Source organism: Undibacterium sp. RuRC25W (assembly GCF_049339825.1).
Classification (GTDB): domain Bacteria; phylum Pseudomonadota; class Gammaproteobacteria; order Burkholderiales; family Burkholderiaceae_D; genus Undibacterium.
Window position 1 is genome coordinate 33,491 of sequence record NZ_JBMPPD010000034.1, and the last position, 19,238, is coordinate 52,728.

General features: G+C 47.3%; 16 protein-coding genes. 12 read left to right on the forward strand and 4 right to left on the reverse strand.

The window, feature by feature from the left end:
* Nucleotides 1–94: 94 nt before the first annotated feature.
* The gene (locus ACO0KV_RS14860; protein ID WP_423043399.1) at nt 95–2,800 is read right to left on the reverse strand and encodes a S9 family peptidase; all 2,706 of its coding nucleotides are present in this window, start codon (nt 2,798–2,800) and stop codon (nt 95–97) included.
* 430 nt (nt 2,801–3,230) lie between these two features.
* Here ACO0KV_RS14860 and ACO0KV_RS14865 point away from each other — a divergent pair, with 430 nt between their 5' ends.
* The 3 genes from ACO0KV_RS14865 to ACO0KV_RS14875 are packed head-to-tail and all read left to right on the forward strand — an operon-like array spanning nt 3,231 to nt 5,412.
* Complete coding sequence (locus ACO0KV_RS14865) at nt 3,231–3,608, forward strand: GntR family transcriptional regulator (RefSeq protein ID WP_423043400.1); 378 nt, start codon at nt 3,231–3,233, stop codon at nt 3,606–3,608.
* Nucleotides 3,609–3,622: 14 nt separating this feature from the next.
* Complete coding sequence (locus ACO0KV_RS14870) at nt 3,623–4,477, forward strand: ABC transporter ATP-binding protein (protein ID WP_423043402.1); 855 nt, start codon at nt 3,623–3,625, stop codon at nt 4,475–4,477.
* Entirely contained in the window at nt 4,477–5,412 is a 936-nt protein-coding gene (locus tag ACO0KV_RS14875) for a hypothetical protein (RefSeq protein ID WP_423043404.1), read from the forward strand. The genes ACO0KV_RS14870 and ACO0KV_RS14875 overlap by 1 nt, the downstream gene beginning before the upstream one ends.
* Nucleotides 5,413–5,483: 71 nt before the next feature.
* Here the strand turns inward: ACO0KV_RS14875 and ACO0KV_RS14880 are convergent, their stop codons facing one another.
* The 3 genes from ACO0KV_RS14880 to xseA all read right to left on the reverse strand — a co-directional run bounded on the left by ACO0KV_RS14880 (nt 5,484) and on the right by xseA (nt 8,743).
* Nucleotides 5,484–6,362, reverse strand: a complete 879-nt coding sequence (locus ACO0KV_RS14880; protein WP_423043406.1) for a DMT family transporter — start codon at nt 6,360–6,362, stop codon at nt 5,484–5,486.
* A gap of 262 nt (nt 6,363–6,624) precedes the next feature.
* Nucleotides 6,625–7,203, reverse strand: a complete 579-nt coding sequence (gene sodB, locus ACO0KV_RS14885; RefSeq protein WP_423043408.1) for a superoxide dismutase [Fe] — start codon at nt 7,201–7,203, stop codon at nt 6,625–6,627.
* Between the two features lie 175 nt (nt 7,204–7,378).
* Nucleotides 7,379–8,743 (reverse strand): exodeoxyribonuclease VII large subunit, encoded by a 1,365-nt coding sequence (gene xseA, locus ACO0KV_RS14890; RefSeq protein ID WP_423043410.1) that lies wholly within the window; start codon nt 8,741–8,743, stop codon nt 7,379–7,381.
* A gap of 1,145 nt (nt 8,744–9,888) precedes the next feature.
* Between xseA and ACO0KV_RS14895 the strand changes: the two genes are divergently transcribed.
* The 9 genes from ACO0KV_RS14895 (at nt 9,889) to ACO0KV_RS14935 (ending at nt 19,091) form a co-directional block, all read left to right on the forward strand.
* On the forward strand, nt 9,889–10,494 hold the full coding sequence (locus ACO0KV_RS14895) for a MotA/TolQ/ExbB proton channel family protein (protein ID WP_423043412.1): 606 nt from the start codon (nt 9,889–9,891) through the stop codon (nt 10,492–10,494).
* 2 nt (nt 10,495–10,496) lie between these two features.
* Nucleotides 10,497–10,946, forward strand: a complete 450-nt coding sequence (locus ACO0KV_RS14900) for an ExbD/TolR family protein (RefSeq protein ID WP_423043414.1) — start codon at nt 10,497–10,499, stop codon at nt 10,944–10,946.
* A gap of 212 nt (nt 10,947–11,158) precedes the next feature.
* Entirely contained in the window at nt 11,159–12,226 is a 1,068-nt protein-coding gene (lpxK, locus tag ACO0KV_RS14905) for a tetraacyldisaccharide 4'-kinase (RefSeq protein ID WP_423043416.1), read from the forward strand.
* Nucleotides 12,207–12,392, forward strand: coding sequence for a Trm112 family protein (locus ACO0KV_RS14910; RefSeq protein ID WP_423043418.1), 186 nt, complete (start codon nt 12,207–12,209; stop codon nt 12,390–12,392). Before lpxK ends, ACO0KV_RS14910 begins: the two co-directional genes overlap by 20 nt.
* A gap of 33 nt (nt 12,393–12,425) precedes the next feature.
* Nucleotides 12,426–13,196, forward strand: coding sequence for a 3-deoxy-manno-octulosonate cytidylyltransferase (gene kdsB / locus ACO0KV_RS14915; RefSeq protein ID WP_423043420.1), 771 nt, complete (start codon nt 12,426–12,428; stop codon nt 13,194–13,196).
* 227 nt (nt 13,197–13,423) lie between these two features.
* Nucleotides 13,424–14,080 (forward strand): adenylate kinase, encoded by a 657-nt coding sequence (adk, locus tag ACO0KV_RS14920; protein ID WP_423043422.1) that lies wholly within the window; start codon nt 13,424–13,426, stop codon nt 14,078–14,080.
* A 223-nt stretch (nt 14,081–14,303) separates the two neighbouring features.
* The gene (locus ACO0KV_RS14925; RefSeq protein ID WP_423043424.1) at nt 14,304–16,448 is read left to right on the forward strand and encodes a sodium-translocating pyrophosphatase; all 2,145 of its coding nucleotides are present in this window, start codon (nt 14,304–14,306) and stop codon (nt 16,446–16,448) included.
* A 347-nt stretch (nt 16,449–16,795) separates the two neighbouring features.
* On the forward strand, nt 16,796–17,554 hold the full coding sequence (locus ACO0KV_RS14930; protein ID WP_423043426.1) for a 3-hydroxyacyl-CoA dehydrogenase: 759 nt from the start codon (nt 16,796–16,798) through the stop codon (nt 17,552–17,554).
* Between the two features lie 334 nt (nt 17,555–17,888).
* Nucleotides 17,889–19,091: a patatin-like phospholipase family protein gene (locus tag ACO0KV_RS14935; RefSeq protein WP_423043428.1), complete on the forward strand. Its 1,203-nt coding sequence runs from the start codon at nt 17,889–17,891 to the stop codon at nt 19,089–19,091.
* Nucleotides 19,092–19,238: the final 147 nt, after the last annotated feature.

Genomic DNA, 19,238 nt, shown 5'->3' on the forward strand with positions numbered 1-19,238 from the left:
CGGTAAAAAAAACAGCGCCGAAGCGCCGTTTGTCGGGTTATGTCTAAATGATAATCAGATGACGATCCGATGAGTAGAAGCGATCCTGCTATCCCTATTTTGGTGCAGAATTTCCCTCTCCAAGATGCTGGATAAAGAAGGTCTCATACTTCTTGTGCCATGCTTTTGCCTTGATGGCACCACCCATACCGTGCTCACCATCTGGATCAAGAAATAGATCAACTAATTGTTCTTTGCCGTTCTCCAGTAGCGCACGATAAACATTCACGGTGTCTTGGTAGAGCACATTGGGATCCTGCATACCGTGTACTAGCATCAGCGGTTTCTTGAGGCCGGCAGTTAATGGCAATAACGAGAAACGACGCAAGCTCAACTTGTTTCGCTCTGTTTTGCCCAGCGTGCGGCCGGTGTACCAGCTATTGTAGTTTTCCCATTCTGTTGGACCACCGCCAGCAATACCGGCAGCAAAGGTATCAGGACTCGTGTACATCGCATATTGCGTCTGGAATCCACCGAAACTCCAACCAGTCAGACCGATACGTGTACCATCAACACCAAAGTGTTGCTGCATGTATCTCGCCAGATCTTCTAAATCTTCCGTTTGTGGCTTGCCAGGTTGTTCCCAGTTAGCATCACTGAATTTTCTACCGTAATCGGAATGACCGCGTGGATCTACTGCCACGGTGACGTAACCATGCTTTGCAGCCATGTACATACCGAATAAATAGCCCGTTGGCTGGAAACTATCTGTTTCGATGATATGACGATCACCTAAAGGGCCACCATAGGTGTAGACAATTGCCGGACGTTGATCAGTTTCTTTCCAGCCTTCAGGTTTAAAGACATAAGCCTGGATTGTATCGCCATGACGATTTGGATAGCTGAATCGGGTAGGCTGCATGAGATCGACGGCGCTCCACAATGGGTCATTACTTTGCGTTAGCGTTTTTGATTTGGACGTCTTGGTGCTGATGATTTTTAATTCAGGACGACTGGCCCACTGGCCTGCAACGCTCGCCAATTCTGTTCCTGTATCTGCCACCGTGCTGGCACGATGATAGTCGCCCGCCTTACCTAGAGCAGTCATCGTGCCCGTTGTCATCTCAACTTTGTATGCATTCATCGCTGCAAAATCATCCTTGTTTGCCAGTACAAACATGAATTGACTGTCAGGGCTAAAGCCGACGATGTGATGTGCTTCAAAGTCACCTTTGAGAACAGGTTTTGCAGCACCAGTTTCAGTATTAATCACATATGGCTGACGGTATCCTTGTTCATCGAGAATAGCGATCAGTTGTTTGCTATCTGGCGTGAAGCGCGGTGAGATTACGCTGACGACTTCATGCCCCACATTACCTCGGCGCTCGAGCACCATTGTTGGTTTGGCGGATTCATCCGCTTTACCAACATAGACACGCAATAAATTCTTTTCGCGTTCCCAAGTCGAGAACGTGTAACGGCTGCCATCTTTTGCCCAGCTGATATCGCTCATTTCAAACCAAACGTCGCCGCCATCATTGGTAAAGACGGGCTGTGGCTGACGGGTATTCGTATCGCTGACACGACGGATATACAGCGCCGTTGGTAAGACCTTGCGTTTATCGTCAGCTACTTCGCGGTCAACTTTTTTAGCTGTCGCAAAACGACCGTTGTAATCCATGATCTCAACTTTACGTTCGGATGGGGGATTGACTTTGCCAGTCTCTGGATTGATCTCAGGTGCTTCAGCAGAGATTGCCATCCATTGTTTATTTTCACTTAAGACGGTGTCGACAATTTTATATTTTTTGTCTGCGTCGTCCGGATGGATCAGCTCACGATTGAGCTGACGGATCGCACTCTGGTCAAAGCTGGCGCTATACAGGCTTTTCTCATCCATGTAGATGTAGCCTTTGTCGTCCGCATTGTAGGCAACAATCCGTTCGGTCTTATCGGTTTGCGTCAGACGTTCAATTTTCCCACTGTCAGCGATCAAGCGGAATAAGTCACCGCGATATTCAAAGATCAATTCACTTTTTTTATTGCCCCATACCAGGTTTGAAATACCTGGATAGAGATCAGTTGGTTTGAGTTTTTCTTTGTCGTTTTTCTTTTTCAGCTCGTCACGTAATTCCCAGATTTCTTTTTCAGCATCTCCTTTGGCGTCTTTGACGTCATCTTTCTTATCGTCTTTTTTGTCATTTACGTTAGTAGCGGTTGTTGTACTAGCGGATTGCGCTGCTTTTTCTTTCGCTGCTTCGGCCTCCGCTTCCGCTTTTTTTGCCGCTTCTTTGGTCTTTTTATCTGCGAGTTCTAGCTTGATTTGCGCCAGATCGGCGTCTTCCCATTGTTTAAGATTAACGTTTTCACCGCGCAGATAGGCGGCTTGTGCTTCGGCTTTTGCCTGACGGTCTGCTTCTTCTTTATTTTTTTGTTTTTCTTTTTTATCGAAACGATCCCACACCTCTGGTGCGTCGTAGTTTTTCATGACGAGCGGTGACGTGATCCGTTTGTTGGTGCCCGTCTGGGTATCGTAAATATACAGATCGGCGCCCAATTCGCCGAAGGGATTCCAGGCATACGCTAAGTAACGACCGTCGTGACTAAAGTGAAGAAACTTCGCTTGTTGTCCGGTATACGATTTCGCGCGAAATACTTGTTCCAGTGTCAGATCTGCAGGTTTGATTTTAGTGATGGCGGTAGCACTAGCGCTGTTGGTGCTACCGGATGTAACTGCTGCCGCGACATAGTGCGGTGTGACGCTGACCAGTGCGCCAGAACAAGCAAGCGCGATGCTGAGGGTAATGGTTTTTGGGGACATGGGTGGCTCCGGATATGCTTTTTAGCGAATAATTTTTAGTAGGCTACAACGACTAAGGGCGGTAAAAGTCTGCAAAAACGCTGAGACTGCTTGTGCAGCTTCAATACAACAGCAATCTGATTGCTCTGATGCACGCATTAAGCGAACGAACTTCCAGTCAGTAGAGAGAAAGTGCGATGTATTGACTGAAGTTAATGATTTTAAGTTCCTCGAATCAATACTGAAAATGGAAAAATATTTTCATTTTTCCGATCTTGGCTCATGTGAAATATGATTTTTTACTAATAAATGACGTAATGAGCTTGAAATTCTTCGCTCATCAGGTATAGTGATTTGGTGTGTTGGTTATGTATAACACTAATATTTGCATTGCAGAAGGTGTATTAGCGCAATAAATCAGCCCATGCAACGTGATTTTTATGGAGGCAATATGACAGTCGATTGGCATGATCAGTCGCCGATTTATCGGCAATTGAAGCAAAAGATCTTGTCGATGATTCTTGATGGGATACTCAAACCGAGCGATGCATTGCCATCGGTCAGGCAGGTCGCCACTGAGTATCAAATTAATCCGATTACTGTATCAAAAGCGTATCAAGAATTGCTTGACCAGGGATTGGTCGAAAAAAAACGTGGCATTGGTATGTTTGTCACGATGGATGCATTTGAACGATTATTGATTTCTGAACGTGAGCGCTTTTTGCAGGAAGAGTGGCCTGCAACGTGCGCGCGTATCCAGCGACTAGGTTTGAACATCAATGCGTTGGTACAGGACATGAACGAGGCAACAGACCAACAAAGAGAATAACAAGGAGAACAACAATGAATGCGGTAGTTTCAGCGAAGCAGTTGCGTAAAACCTATGGCAAAGAAGTTGCCGTGGATGGGATTAGTTTTGATATACCTGCAGGCCGTATTGTGGGCTTGATTGGTCCTAACGGTTCCGGTAAGACAACAACACTTAAAGCAATCCTCGGACTGACTTCGTATGAGGGGCAGCTCAACGTTTTGGGGCTCAATCCCAAAACGCAGCGCGATGCCTTGATGGAGGAAATTTGCTTTATCGCCGACGTCGCTATTTTGCCAGCATGGCTGAAGGTGAAAGATGCGGTTGATTTTGTCGAAGGCGTTCATGCTAGGTTTAATCGCCAAAAAGCCGAGCGCTATCTGGCGAAGACCAAGCTTACCCCAGACATGAAAGTTAAAGCCATGTCTAAAGGGATGGTGGTGCAGCTCCATCTGGCGTTGGTGATGGCGATCGATGCCAAATTGCTCGTACTCGACGAGCCAACGCTGGGCTTGGATATTTTGTACCGTAAGCAGTTCTATCAGGATTTGCTGGAAGATTATTTTGACCAGAATAAAACCATCATTATCACGACGCATCAGGTTGAAGAGGTTGAGCATATTCTGACGGATTTGCTATTTATTCAAAATGGCAAGATCACTTTATCCGCCAGCATGGACGACGTGGAAGAACGCTTCATTGAAGTTGCTGTGAATCCGATGCATGTCGAGCAAGCGCAAGCCTTGCATCCGATCGATCAGCGCACGATGTTTGGTAAAACGGTGATGCTTTTTGATGGCGTAAAACCTGAGTTGCTGCAAGCACTTGGCGATTTGCGCAGACCGAGTGTGGCTGATTTGTTTGTTGCTACGATGAAGGGAGAAAAATAATGAAACAACTGACTACCCTGAAATGGTTGTTAAAACGTGAGATCTGGGAAAACAAGGCACTGCTCATTTGGTCAAATCTGGCGTTGGCCGGCGTAATCTTGTTGGTGACGATTCTTGGTGTTTTTCGATGGAGTAGCATCGTATTTGCAAATAATGTGCCGGTTAATCTTCAGGTAGAAACGGTCTCTGCTGGGGTTGCCGTTTACTTCAACACGGGCTTTACCATTTTTGCGCTGATGATGGCGCTTACAATGTACTCTTACGTGAGTGGTTCGTTATCCCAAGAGCGAAAAGATCGTAGTATTTTATTTTGGAAATCGTTACCGATTTCTGATGAATTAACTGTCTTGTCAAAGGCGATTGTTGCTCTGATTCTTTTTCCGTTGATGGCATCTGTCACATTGATATTGACCATGTTAATTTCTATGTTTGCAGTGTATATTGCCTGCGCTATTCACGGTGTATCCTTGTTTGCAGCGTTGTTCGGAAATGGCGTTTTATGGGGGCGAATAGGCACTATGTGTTTGAGTCTTCCTGTGTATGTCGCGTGGGCGCTGCCGACAGTTAGTTGGATTATTTTGGTTTCGTCGCGGTTTATTCGTCGCGTGAGTTTGTGGGTAGCATTGATACCAATTGCAATTTACTTTATCTTCGCTATCTTTAATGAAATATCGGGTTTGAAAATGGGCACAAGCGGCCTTGCTTATGTCCTGTTCACCCGCGGTTTATTTAGTATTGTTCCTAACAATTGGATGTCAAATTTTCATATTTCTCCGGCGTTAGACGCGGTCCCAAATGGCGCCGTGCACTTTGGCGGCAGTACCGATTTGCCTGCCTGGTCTTTGTTTGCCTCGGCAGATATCTGGTTAGGTGTGATTGCTGGCGTAGCGATGCTGTATGCCGCAGCCCGGGTCAGAAGATCGCACGGCGAGTAACAGCCACAAGTTAAAAAAAACGCACCGTTGATCACGTCAGCGGTGCGTTTTTTATCGATCCTCGAATAGTATTATCTCGACGGCCTAACCACCAAGGCAACGCCTACCAACGCAATTAACATCCCTGCGACGGCTGTTAATGTAAATTGCTCACCAAACATCAGCCATGCCATGAGCGCAGTAACAGCCGGAACCAGATACATATAACTGGTGACCTTGGTTGCTTCACCATGACGGATCAATACGTACAGCACAGAAATACCGAGGCCAGATAAAATAAAAATGGACCATGCCATAGCAATAAAAAAGTGCGGTGTCCACAATATCGTTTGCGTTTCCATTAGTAAAGCTAATGGTACCGTGACCAGTAAGGATGCCCCAAACTGAATCACTTGACCCGTTCTGACATCGAATGAAGGACAAGTTTTTTTCTGATAAATCGTACCCGACGTCATACCCAGTAAGGCCATCGTCGCTAACGTAACGCTCGTCAGTGATAAATGAACGACAGAGACCTTGTTGGCAACCACCAGGCCAACGCCAGCAATACCAAACGCCAGCCCTAGCCATTGCTTACCGCGTATGCGTTCACCAATGAGCGGTCCCATAATGGCGGTCAGAATTGGCTGGGTATTCGCGATGAGTGCTGCCACCCCAGCAGGCATACCGAGCTTGACTGCACACCAGATGCCGCCCAGATAGATCGCTTGCATGAGTACACCTGCAATCGCAATCGGCAGCCAGTCTTTGCGCGCTGGCCATGGTGCCCGCATCACTACAGCGAGGGTCAGCATCAGCACCACCACACCGACGTAGCGCATGCTGAGAAAGGTCAGTGGTTCAGCGTAGGGAAGGCCATATTTTGCTACGACGTAACCGGATGCCCAAATGAAGATAAAAACCGCCGGTAGTGACCGGTGTAACAAGGAACTAGAACTAGATGTTGGCATGCTAAAAATGTCTCTGATCGGGCATGTCAAAAAAGTGGGGCCGGTCCTGTCATATTGCTGATGCGCTATGCCAAGATATGAAACCATCCTCGTTGATTCTTTGCCTCTTGTTTATTGTCGTTAATGAAAGAGCGATGTATCGCGATTACACTTTGATATTGTCACAAATCAAGAATGCAATAGATGAAAAAAAACCTGCGATGCCGTTGCATACGCAGGTTTTTTTCATGCTTGCTAGCGTTCTTGCCAGCATGACACTGAATTACGCCAGGTTTGCTGCAGCGAAATCCCAGTTAACCAATGCCCAGAATGCTTCCAGGTATTTTGGACGTGCATTGCGGTAGTCGATGTAGTAAGCATGCTCCCACAGATCGCAAGTGACCAGTGGCTTGTCTGTTGTTGTCAACGGTGTTGCTGCGTTGGATGTGTTGACGATATCGAGTGTACCGTCAGCTTTTTTCACTAACCATGTCCATGAAGAACCGAAGTTACCAATACAGGATTTAGTGAACGCTTCTTTGAACGCATCAAAAGAACCCCATTTTGCGTCGATGGCTGCAGCCAGTGCACCAGTAGGAACGCCGCCGCCGTTTGGCTTGAGGCCGTTCCAGTAGAACGTGTGGTTCCAGATTTGTGCTGCATTATTGAAAATGCCAGCAGAAGATTTTTTGACGATTTCTTCCAGTGTGGAATTTTCGAATTCTGTACCTTTGATCAGGTTGTTCAGATTGGTGACATAAGTCTGATGGTGCTTACCGTAGTGGTATTCCAATGTCTCTTGAGAAATGTGTGGCGCCAGAGCGTCCAATGCATAGGGCAATGCCGGTAGGGTATGTTCCATGTTGCGTCCTTTAGTTGTCTTCAGAGGTGACCGACTTTATCATCGTAATGACAATAAAGCTTAGCGGCCGAAAAAACGGTAAATACGTGCTGCAAAACAGCCATTGTAAGCGTTTGCGGAAAAGCTTGCAGCTACCTCGCACGATTTTCCTGCACACATGTTGTGAAAGCAGATGTCAGTCAGTCAGATTTTGCTGCACAGTGGCGATGCCAATATCTGCGCTACCCTGTGCTAATCGAACATGAACGACGCTATTGGCCTGTAGCTCTGCGCTGGAACGTAGGGCTTTACCATGTTTATCGCTGACGATTGCATACCCGCGTTCAAGCGTACGCTGTGGGTTAAGGAGTTCCAACTGATTCTGTAAGCCGGTCAGCGCCTGTCGGTGGTGCCGCACATTCTGTTGTTGCGCCATCGACAGGCGGCGCTGCCAGTCGGTGAGCCCCAAGCGTTGGTGCGATGTCTGCGGGCGTACTGACGTAAGGCGTTGCTCCAACTGCTGGAGCTGGTGTCTTGCACGTTGTAATGGCAATTCACTAGCGTAGCGCAGGCTTTGTGCACTTTGTTGTAATAGCTGGCGCTTAGCGGCAATTGCCGCTTTGGGGCTCAGGAGGCGGCGTGACATCCAATCCAACGTCTGATTTTGCGTCGCCAGTTGGCGTTGCATAGCGCGTTGTAGCTGTTCTTTACGGTAATTTAGTTGACTTAGCCAATCTTCACGTGGTGTGACTGCAAGTTCAGCCGCTGCTGTTGGCGTCGCTGCGCGCAGATCGGCGGCAAAATCGGCAATCGTAAAGTCTGTTTCATGGCCAATCCCGGCAATCACAGGAATAGGGCAGTGGGAAATGGTTCGGGCAACGATTTCTTCGTTAAATGCCCATAAATCTTCGATACTGCCGCCACCGCGGCATACCAACAAAACGTCACATTCTTCATGTGCACCCGCGGTGGCAATGGCCTGCGCGATTTTAGCGCCAGCACCGTCTCCTTGAACCGGAGTCGGGTACAAAATAATGTTGATGTGCGGTGCACGTCGACGCAGCGCTGTGAGGATGTCGCGCAGTGCGGCTGCCTGCAGACTCGTGACGATGCCGATCGTGCGTGGAAAGACGGGCAAGGCGCGCTTTCGGTCTTGGTCAAACAAACCCTCTGCCGCCAACTGTGCTTTTAAACGCAGGAATGCTTCATATAAGTTACCCACACCAGCTCGCCGTATGGCCTCGACACTCAGCTGATAGTCACCGCGAGGGGCGTACAGCGTCACTAGTGCCCTGACTTCAACCTTGTCACCTTCACGCGGCTGAAAGTCTGCGTATTGTGCGCGTCCCCGGAACATCACTGCACGGACCTGTGCCGTATTGTCCTTGAGCGTAAAGTACCAATGTCCTGATGCTGCGCGGGTGAAATTAGAGATTTCCCCTGCAACCCATGTCAGCGGTATGTTTCGCTCTAATAATTGTGAAACGGCGTTGTTGAGCGCCGATACTGTCATGACAGCAGGCGTCGATAGTGCGTTTGGTGAGCGAAAGTCAGTATTCATCAGGCGAAAAAGCAGAAAAGCTGTCCACAGAAGCGTGAAATGGCCATCAGAATGTCATTGTCAGGGGCAGATGTCAAAAGAAATGCAAATTCCGAATATAAGTCATTGATTTTGATTGTTTTTTCATCTGCAAATAAGTTGAGCAATATGAAAACTTCCTTACAAATCAAGGGCTTTCTGAGATATTCATGGCATTGTGCACATACTTATCCACAGAAAAAGTGCATAAGCAGTGGATATCTTTGGGTGCCTGTGAGTAATCTGCATTTGATTAAATTATATGCAGCAATTATATATCTTTTAAAATCAATGACTTAACTACTTATAATCGGCTTCTGCACACGCTTATCCACAAATTTTGTGTAGAAATCGAAGGTTTTTCTCGATTTTTTGTTTTTGTTTGCAGTCAAGGCACTAAATAGTACTTTTACATGGTGCTGCTTAAAATTTGAGCTTTGATAAATAATTCATAAAAATCATAGACTTAGATTGATCTCCTCTGCTTTTTCACAAGCTTGTCCACATTAATTGTGCAAAAGCCCATCGGTATTTCGTTTTGCGAAATAAAAATGATTAAAATTTTAATAAAAAATGTCAAATACTGCTTTTTTATGCCTTTGCTTAAAATTTAGGCTAAATGAATTTATCTATATAAATCAATTAATTAATCCGCTAGTTAGCTCTTTTGCACAATGTTATCCACACAATTTGTGAAGAACAATACCTCATCTTCGATGATTGTTCCATTTGCATTATTTTTTAGCACGATCAGACTGTAAAAGTACTTTTGCCTAATTTATTTGCATATTAATAAAATGATTTAAAATCAGTAAGTTATGTTTATTTACCCGCTTTGTGCACAAGCTTATCCACATAAAGTGTGCAGAAAAAATTGAGAAAATAGGCTTTTTTTATTTGTTTTACAGATCTAAGAGACTGCCTATTTCTTGTGCGAACTAGAAATTGTATTTAAAATCAGTTACTTACGTATATTCACACAACTTATCCACAAGCTTGCGCACAGTTTTTGTGTAAAACACGCAGTTTTTCGTTGTGAAATGATAATTCATCAAAGTACACTTGCCCGACCGCACACAACACGCTACATTGCTGGGTTGGAAATTTGAATCTTCGAGGAGTGCCCTTTGTTCGCTATCATTCAAGCCGCCGGTTGGCCTATTTACTTGTTGCTCATTGCCTCAGTGATTGCTTTAACGTTGATCATAGAGCGCAGTCTGTCGTTACGTAGAAATAAAATATTGCCATCCACCTTGTTAGACGAAGTGATCCGCGTATATCAAAGCGGCAAGGTCCGGCCTGAAGTGATTGATCAACTCGCAGGTAATTCGCCTCTTGGTAAGGTACTTGCATCGGGGTTGCGCAATGTCAGTGCACCACGTGAAGTAATGAAAGAATCCATTGAAGAAGCTGGCAGTGCCGTTGCGCACGAGCTGGAACGTTTTTTGACTACGTTGGGCACGATTGCCTCCCTAGCACCATTGATGGGCTTATTTGGTACAGTCGTCGGGATGATTGAAATATTCGGTTCTCAGACAGCTGCAGGCGCTAATCCAGCGCAGTTGGCGCATGGTATTTCGGTCGCCTTATACAACACCGGATTTGGTTTGTTAATCGCCATGCCGACGCTGGTTGCTTATCGTCATTTCCGTGCTTTAGTCGATAGTTTAGTGGTTGATATGGAGCAACAGGCGGTCAAATTTGTTGATGTTGTTCATAGTGCCAGGAAGTAACAATGAACTTTCGAAAAGGAAACAGCAGGGAAGAGCCTGAAATTAACCTGATCCCGTTCATCGACGTGTTGCTGGTGATCCTAATTTTTCTGATGGTGACAACAACCTACAGCCGTTTTACTGAACTTCAGATTACACTGCCAACGGCTGACGCCGAAAAGGCGAAGGACATTAAACCGAATCAGATCAATATCGGTATCGATGCGCAAGGTCGTTATAAGATTAACGATCAGGCCGTTTCTTTCCTCGATACAGCAACTTTGGCCGATGACCTTAAGCACGCGGCCGCGGCACTTGATCAGGGAAAGAGCGGTGTGCAACCTGACCCCATCGTGATCATTAACGCGGATCGTGCAACGACCCACCAGTCTGTTATCGATGTGCTGGAAGCAGCCCGTATTGCAGGGCTGGCTAAAGTAACATTTGCTGCACAGGCATCGAGTCCAAAATAAGCGGTAGTCGACACTTTTCGTCGCCCATTATTTGATTCGCGACAAAACCAGAGCGGCAAATTTTGAGCCGCTCTACGTTAGCTGCAGGTCTTGACTCTTTAAGCTTAAGAGCTAAACGTTTCTGGTTTTCTTATTGGACCGCCGAACATGTCAACGGTTGTTTATCTTATTATCCCAGCACCTGCGCTCGGGTTGTTTTTTTGGAAATCTGCATGCAAGCTCGTCTTCGGACATCGTTGTCATCTCGGTTACAGACGTGGTTGTTACGTAACTGGCAAGAGCGGGGTGCTGTTGCCTGCCTTTTGTGGCCGCTGTCTAAACTATTTCAGTTAATTGTTACCTTTCGCTTTGGTGTGTTTGTTCTGGGGTATAAACCACAAACCCGCCTGCCAGTTCCAGTGATTATCGTTGGAAATATTTTTGTAGGCGGTACGGGGAAAACGCCATTGGTGATCTGGCTGGTCAAGCAATTACAAGCGGCGGGATGGCGTCCGGGCGTGATTTCACGTGGATATGGAGCGCATGCTGATAGCGTGACGATGCTCGATGCGCACTCAAGCGCGGCGATCGTCGGCGATGAGCCACTTCTGATTGCACAGCATACTGGTGCCCCAGTTGCGGTTGGCAGGGATCGTGTTGCTGTCGCCCACTGTTTAATGGCGGCACAACCAGAGACCGATGTCTTGATTTCTGATGATGGTTTGCAACATTATTTTCTGGCCCGAGACGTCGAAATCATGTTGTTCGATGAGCGTGGGGTGGGTAATGGCTGGATGTTGCCTGCAGGTCCATTACGTGAGCCCGTAAATCGTCGTCGTGATTTTACAGTGCTTAATGCCGCACTAGATATGCCTTTGGCTGCAATTCCAGGGATGCCGGCGGACGTGGAACGGATGCAACTGGTGCCACAGTTTGCCTACCAATTAGGTCACGCATCAGTACGTCAGGCTTTGTCTGCATTTACTTCAGCAAACATTGTCGCTGCTGCCGGAATCGGCAATCCACAACGGTTTTTTACGATGCTCAGTGGTGCAGGGGTGCGGTTTGCCAGTTTGCCCTTGGCAGACCATTTTCAGTTTGATGCAGATACTTTTTCGCAGGTAGACGCTGATTGCATTCTGATCACTGAAAAGGATGCAGTAAAATGTCGTCAAATTCCTAGTTTGCACAACGATGAGCGCATTTGGGTCGTGCCAGTGGTGGCGCAACTCGATGAACAGTTTGCAACTGACCTATTACAACTGATTTCGGAGAAAAAGCATGGACACACGCCTGCTTGATGTTTTAGTTTGCCCTTCTTGCAAGGGTCCCTTGGTCTATAACAAAGCAGCACAAGAATTGATCTGCTATGGCGATAAAATGGCATTTCCGATTCGTGACGATATTCCCATTATGTGGGCAGAGCAAGCACGTACTTTGACAGCCGAAGAAGTTGACGCTCGCTAACTTAAAAATACCAGAAAAGATCAGGACATTTGCATGACCTTTGTTGCCATTATCCCCGCGCGTCTGGCTTCTAGCCGGTTGCCTAACAAACCACTGGCGGATATTGCCGGTAAGCCGATGGTGGTACGTACTGCTGAGCGCGCATTGGCCTCCGGTGCAACCGCTATAATGGTGGCAACCGACCACGCTGATATTGTGGCTGCCTGCGAAGCGCATGGTATCCCTGTATGCCTGACCCGACCTGACCATCCATCTGGCACGGACAGGATTGCGGAAGTGGCGGCACGCATGAATTTACCAGAGGATGCCGTGGTGGTGAATGTGCAAGGGGATGAGCCATTGATTGATCCCGCACTCATTGCCGCGACTGCCGCATTGGTGAGCGCAGATGTGCCGATGGCAACTGCTGCACACCCGATTCACGCTGTTGAGGACGCGTTTAATCCCAACGTAGTGAAGGTTGTACTGGATAAATATGCACGCGCTTTATACTTTTCCAGGGCCACCATTCCATGGCACAGAGATGACTTTGCTGACGGCTTGGCATCAAGTAAAGAACGTTTTCCGCACCTTTACCAGCCGCTGCGACATATTGGTTTGTATGCTTATCGCAACGATTTCTTAAAAAAATATCCGCAGTTAGAAGTTTCTCCATTGGAACAAATTGAAGCATTGGAGCAACTCCGGGTGTTGTGGCATGGCTTTTCAATTGCGGTACATGTGACCGACGCTAGCCCTGCGCCGGGGGTGGATACACCTGAAGATTTGGAAAAAGTCCGACGTTTTTTTTCTGAAATTGTTTAAAAAATTAAAGAACTTAGCCATGATTTGGTGCTAAAGCATCAATAAAGCTGAAAATTGTGGTAAGTTTCGTGAAAAGAAACTGTGCTATTAGTAGCTGGTCACCGCCAAAAGAAAAAATAAATACGTGGTGAAAATAAGCAAAGTGCAGGAAGCAGCAGCAAAAATTCAGCATGTGCCGCGATAGCTCATGCCCAAAATAAATTCAAACTCGTCTTAGGAAATAAAAAATGCGTCTTATTTTATTAGGAGCACCAGGTGCTGGCAAAGGCACTCAAGCTAATTACATCAAAGAGAAATTTAATATTCCACAAATCTCTACTGGCGATATGCTGCGTGCCGCTGTGAAAGCCGGTACACCGCTGGGCCTAGAAGCGAAAAAAGTGATGGATGCTGGTGGATTGGTTTCGGATGACATCATTATTGGTCTGGTTAAAGATCGTCTGAAGCAAGATGATTGCGCCAACGGCTATCTGTTCGATGGTTTTCCACGTACCACGCCTCAAGCTGATGCCATGAAAGATGCTGGTGTGCATATTGACTACGTATTGGAAATCGATGTACCTGATGAAGCAATCGTTGACCGTATGAGTGGTCGTCGCGTTCATCCTGGTTCTGGTCGCACCTATCACGTTAAATTTAACCCTCCAAAAGTGGAAGGTAAAGATGATGTGACTGGTGAAGAGTTGATTCAGCGTGACGATGACAAAGAAGACACAGTAAAAAAACGTTTGTCTGTCTACCACGAGCAAACGGAAGTATTGGTCAGCTACTACGGAGACTGGGCAAAATCTGGTCAGCCTGGCGCGCCAAAGTATCGCAAAATTGCCGGCGTCGGCCCTGTTGAGACTATCCGAGACAGCGCATTTGCTGCACTTGCAGAATAAAAAAAGCGGACTGATGTCCGCTTTTTTTTGCTGTTGGGTTTCCTCTTAGTTTGTCGAAAATGACTGGTGAATAAGGTTTGCAGTGCTTTTTTGAAGTCGCCATAAATTTACTCCGTGGCATATCGAAGAAGACATGTTTCTTGTTTTATCTGGTTTATTTTGTCGTCAAAAAAATCAGTAACGCTCATGAGGTGTTCTGATCATAACAATAGGAGGAGTCAATATGACAGCAAGTCTGTGGTTTGTTATCGCGTGCGGCGTGGTCGCTGTACTTTATGGATTGGTTTCACGCAGCTGGATTTTACGTCAGGACGCTGGGAGCCAGCGTATGCAGGAAATCGCCGCCGCGATTCAGCAAGGGGCGTCCGCCTACCTTGCTCGGCAATATAGAACCATTGCCATTGTCGGCTTTCTTCTCGTTATCGCTATTGCAGCTATCCCTGGATTAGGACTTTTGACAGCCATTGGCTTTCTGATTGGTGCTGTATTGTCTGGTGCGTGCGGTTTTATTGGTATGAATGTCTCTGTTCGTGCCAATGTACGAACAGCACAAGCGGCCACCAAAGGAATGAACGAAGCCTTAGATGTCGCATTTCGTGGCGGTGCGATCACTGGCATGCTGGTGGTTGGGTTGGGCTTACTTGGGGTGACGATTTTTTATCTCATTCTTACTAATATCTCTGCGACAGGCAGTGCAGTATCTACACTCTCTCAACATGATGTCCTCAAACCCCTGATCGGGTTGGCGTTTGGCGCTTCCCTGATTTCTATTTTTGCCCGTCTGGGTGGAGGTATTTTTACCAAGGGCGCAGATGTCGGCGCTGACCTCGTTGGTAAAGTGGAGGCTGGTATCCCTGAAGACGATCCCCGTAATCCGGCAGTGATTGCTGATAATGTCGGTGATAACGTTGGCGATTGTGCGGGGATGGCGGCGGATTTGTTTGAGACGTATGTCGTGACCCTCATCGCAACGATGTTACTGGGTGCACTGGTTATTACTAACGCGGTCACGCAAGCTATTGTTTATCCTCTTTTGCTGGGTGGCGTCTCGATTCTTGCGTCGATTGTTGGTTGTTCTGCGGTGAAGGCGAAGCCAGGTAAAAAGATTATGTCTGCTTTGTACACGGGGTTATGGTGGGCAGCAGGATTGTCACTTGTTGGTTTTGCGATCGTTACTTGGCAAGTCTGGGCAGACGATGCGATGCGCTTCAAAATGATGGGCTCGACGGTGGTCGGTATCGTACTCACTGGACTAATGGTCTATATCACCGAGTACTACACAGGGACCGATTTCAAACCAGTCCAGCATGTGGCGCAAGCCTCTACCACCGGACACGGTACCAATATCATTGCCGGGCTTGGTGTGTCCATGAAATCAACCGCGTGGCCGGTCCTTGCCGTGTGCGCAGCTATTCTGGTGTCATATTCCCTTGCCGGACTGTATGGCATTGCTATCGCAGCTACCGCCATGTTATCAATGGCAGGGATTATCGTTGCGCTTGATGCCTATGGTCCCATTACTGATAACGCTGGGGGGATCGCAGAAATGGCAGAAATGCCAGCGTCAGTCCGTGCGATTACTGATCCGCTTGATGCGGTTGGTAATACCACCAAAGCTGTTACTAAAGGATATGCCATTGGATCTGCTGGCCTAGCGGCGTTAGTCTTGTTTGCTGATTACACCCATGCACTTGATGCAGTTGGAAAATCGACGTTATTTGACTTATCTAACCCCCAAGTGATTGTTGGTCTCTTTATTGGTGGACTGATTCCTTATTTGTTTGGGGCGATGGCGATGGAAGCAGTAGGGCGGGCTGCTGGGGCGGTCGTGGTAGAGGTGCGTCGTCAGTTCAAAGAAATTAAAGGTATCATGGATGGTTCCGGTAAGCCGGAGTACGATAAAGCAGTGGACATGCTGACCACCTCCGCTATCAAAGAGATGATCTTACCTTCCTTATTGCCCGTCATCGTACCTATTTTGGTTGGTTTACTACTTGGTCCGGCGGCGCTGGGTGGCTTGTTAATGGGAACCATTGTCACTGGCTTGTTTGTGGCCATTTCCATGACTACTGGCGGCGGTGCTTGGGATAATGCGAAAAAATACATCGAAGACGGTCACTACGGCGGAAAAGGTTCGGATGCACATAAAGCTGCGGTAACGGGAGACACGGTGGGTGATCCTTATAAAGATACGGCAGGGCCAGCGGTCAATCCACTGATTAAAATCATCAATATTGTTGCCCTATTGCTGGTGCCTTTGCTGCCAGGTCCGGGGGCGACGTTATTGAGTACACAAACGCCTGCAGCATTGGTAGCGCAGTCTCCGATAACAAGCGCCGTCGTACTATCGCCAAAAAAAGGAGAATAGTTGTCTTACTAAAGCCGCGTTCAGGTTTTTCTCAGGCAAGACAATGCGTAAAAAAAGATGGCAACCCCGTGTTATGCCATCTTTTTTATTTGCACGGTAAAAATTAGATGCAATAATACTGATGTGACGTTTACGTTAACGTCAATATCAACGTCAATATGCAAACCTGGTGCATTGCTTGGCAGGAGTCGATAAAAATGGACATGGACGGGTATGAATGGCCATGATTCATAAGGTGCAATATTGAGGTGATCCTTATTATCGATAGAGGCGCTGATCTTCTCAGGTTGGTACGCTATTTGACGAAAGCACTTTGAATTTATTAACCACACGGAAAGAGACAAAACATGCAAATTCAGAATGGTGTATTTATTATTACTGGTGGTGCCTCCGGTCTTGGTGCTGCGACAGCAAGAATGATTGCTGCTAATGGTGGTAAAGTCGTATTGGCAGACGTACAAGTTGACGCTGGTGAAAAACTGGCTGCAGAATTAGGCGGTCAATTTGTGAAGTGTGACGTGACATCGGAAACCGACGGTAACGCGGTTGTTGCAGCCGCCTTGGCAATGGGCCCGGTACGTGGTTTGGTGAACTGCGCTGGCGTTGCACCTGCAGTCAAAACAATCGGTAAAGATGGTCCACATCCGCTCGACGTTTTTCAACGCGTGGTCAATATCAATTTGATCGGTACCTTCAATATGTGCCGTCTAGCTGCAGATGCCATGGCAAAAATGGATGCCACTGAGCAAGGTGAACGCGGTGTCATCATCAATACAGCATCTGTTGCTGCGTATGATGGTCAGATCGGTCAGGTTGCGTATGCCTCTTCAAAAGCCGCAGTTGTTGGCCTGACTTTGCCAATGGCACGTGACTTATCCCGCAGCGGCATCCGCGTGATGACCATTGCGCCAGGTATTTTCGAAACACCAATGTTGCTGGGTATGCCACAAGAAGTGCAAGATGCCTTGGGTAAAATGGTTCCGTTCCCACCACGCCTCGGCAAACCGGAAGAATACGCGCACTTGTCAAAAACGATCATCGAAAACGTCATGATGAACGGCGAAACAATCCGCCTCGACGGTGCGATCCGTATGCAGCCAAAATAATGCCAAAATAAATACCAATGCATGCACTGTTGTTTTTGGAAGTCAGATTCAGGGAAAATTTGATCCCCGATCGATTTTATACAGCAACCGTGCATGACATTGTTGGCGTAGACTAATACACTACTATACGAGAGCATGTTGAATGCGAGTAATAGTAGCTTGCACCCCGCAGGTAAAATGTTGGTGTTCAGTTTCTACGCTTTAGACAAAGCAAAGAAAAGTAAGTGTCCGCCGGGCCACCCCCGGCCTGTCGCTACGAAGAGCAATCGTATTAAATATTAAAATCGATCGCCACTAGGACCGTAGTCAGTTTGCCCTTTTTATCTGGAGTCGAATGAGCCATAACGCCACAACCGGACTGATTTTGACAGGCGGTGGCGCCCGCGCCGCCTACCAGGTCGGGGTATTGGCCGAAATCGCCGAAATATTAGTCGACGCATCATGGAACCCCGCAAGTAATCCGTTTGGCATTATTTGCGGCACCTCAGCCGGCGCCATCAATGCTACCGCGCTTGCCTGCCGGGCCGACCATTTTGGTGAATCGATTGCCAATATTGTTCGTGTATGGGAAAGCTTCGAAGCGGCCCAGGTTTACCGCGCCGACTCTCTAGGGGTGATCCGTACTGGCGCACGTTGGCTATCGCTGTGGTCATTTGGCTGGTTGCTCAATAAATGGCGCAAGTCCCCCCCTAACTCTCTGCTAGATAATGCACCACTGGAAGAGCTATTGGGGCGTATGCTAGATTTTTCGCGCCTTGATGCGGCATTTTTGAATGGTAGCTTACATGCGTTGGCGGTCACTGCCTCTTCTTATTCTGCTGGCCAACATCTGACGTTTTATCAAACGCTGGCAGATATTGAACCATGGGTCAGAAGTCAGCGTTTAGCACAAAGAGACTTTATTGCGATCTCCCATCTCATGGCTTCGTCCGCAATTCCATTTATTTTTCCTGCCGTCCCCCTGAACTGGGGTGGGCAAATGGAATATTGTGGCGATGGCTCTATGCGACAACTTGCCCCCATTTCACCTGCGATACATCTCGGCGCAAAGAAAATTCTTATCGTCGGCGCAGGGCGATTGGCAGAACCGCCAGCAGTGCGAATGGAAACAGCGCAGTATCCCAGTCTGGCACAGATTGCAGGTCATGCTTTATCTAGTATTTTTCTCGATAGCTTAGCGGTTGATATTGAGAGACTCATGCGTATCAATAAGACCTTATCTATGCTGCCGCCAGAGTTCCTTGAAAAAACACCGCTGCGACCACTTGACTTGCTCGTGATTGCACCTTCCGAACGGCTCGATGATATTGCCAATAGGCATACTCAGAGCTTGCCGTTACCAGTTCGCACGATGCTAGGCGGCATTGGTGCGACCGAGGCACGTGGTTCTGCACTCGCTTCTTATCTGCTGTTTGAGTCCAGTTACACCAAAGAGCTTATAGCTTTGGGTCGTAAAGACACCAGAGCGCGCCAGAAAGATGTGTTGGACTTTTTTGGTGCCGCACCAGACGCCATGGCGCATCCTCATGTACCTTAAGCAATAAAATTGTATTTTCGCTAGGGCGTGTTGACATATAAAAAGCTGTTAACTTTTCCCGAAGTGTGTTTACATTCTAGATTTTAAAGAATGAAACGATGCTGCGACTGATGTTGAGAGATGATCAATGGGAACGAATTGCGCCTT

Bases quoted from the DNA above. Each gene is read 5' to 3' on its own strand.
- adk (WP_423043422.1), top strand. From the start codon at position 13,424: ATGCGTCTTATTTTATTAGGAGCACCAGGTGCTGGCAAAGGCACTCAA.
- xseA (WP_423043410.1), bottom strand. From the start codon at position 8,743: ATGAATACTGACTTTCGCTCACCAAACGCACTATCGACGCCTGCTGTC.
- ACO0KV_RS14870 (WP_423043402.1), top strand. From the start codon at position 3,623: ATGAATGCGGTAGTTTCAGCGAAGCAGTTGCGTAAAACCTATGGCAAA.
- ACO0KV_RS14875 (WP_423043404.1), top strand. From the start codon at position 4,477: ATGAAACAACTGACTACCCTGAAATGGTTGTTAAAACGTGAGATCTGG.
- sodB (WP_423043408.1), bottom strand. From the start codon at position 7,203: ATGGAACATACCCTACCGGCATTGCCCTATGCATTGGACGCTCTGGCG.
- lpxK (WP_423043416.1), top strand. From the start codon at position 11,159: ATGCAAGCTCGTCTTCGGACATCGTTGTCATCTCGGTTACAGACGTGG.
- ACO0KV_RS14860 (WP_423043399.1), bottom strand. From the start codon at position 2,800: ATGTCCCCAAAAACCATTACCCTCAGCATCGCGCTTGCTTGTTCTGGC.
- kdsB (WP_423043420.1), top strand. From the start codon at position 12,426: ATGACCTTTGTTGCCATTATCCCCGCGCGTCTGGCTTCTAGCCGGTTG.
- ACO0KV_RS14925 (WP_423043424.1), top strand. From the start codon at position 14,304: ATGACAGCAAGTCTGTGGTTTGTTATCGCGTGCGGCGTGGTCGCTGTA.
- ACO0KV_RS14880 (WP_423043406.1), bottom strand. From the start codon at position 6,362: ATGCCAACATCTAGTTCTAGTTCCTTGTTACACCGGTCACTACCGGCG.
- ACO0KV_RS14930 (WP_423043426.1), top strand. From the start codon at position 16,796: ATGCAAATTCAGAATGGTGTATTTATTATTACTGGTGGTGCCTCCGGT.
- ACO0KV_RS14900 (WP_423043414.1), top strand. From the start codon at position 10,497: ATGAACTTTCGAAAAGGAAACAGCAGGGAAGAGCCTGAAATTAACCTG.
- ACO0KV_RS14865 (WP_423043400.1), top strand. From the start codon at position 3,231: ATGACAGTCGATTGGCATGATCAGTCGCCGATTTATCGGCAATTGAAG.
- ACO0KV_RS14935 (WP_423043428.1), top strand. From the start codon at position 17,889: ATGAGCCATAACGCCACAACCGGACTGATTTTGACAGGCGGTGGCGCC.
- ACO0KV_RS14910 (WP_423043418.1), top strand. From the start codon at position 12,207: ATGGACACACGCCTGCTTGATGTTTTAGTTTGCCCTTCTTGCAAGGGT.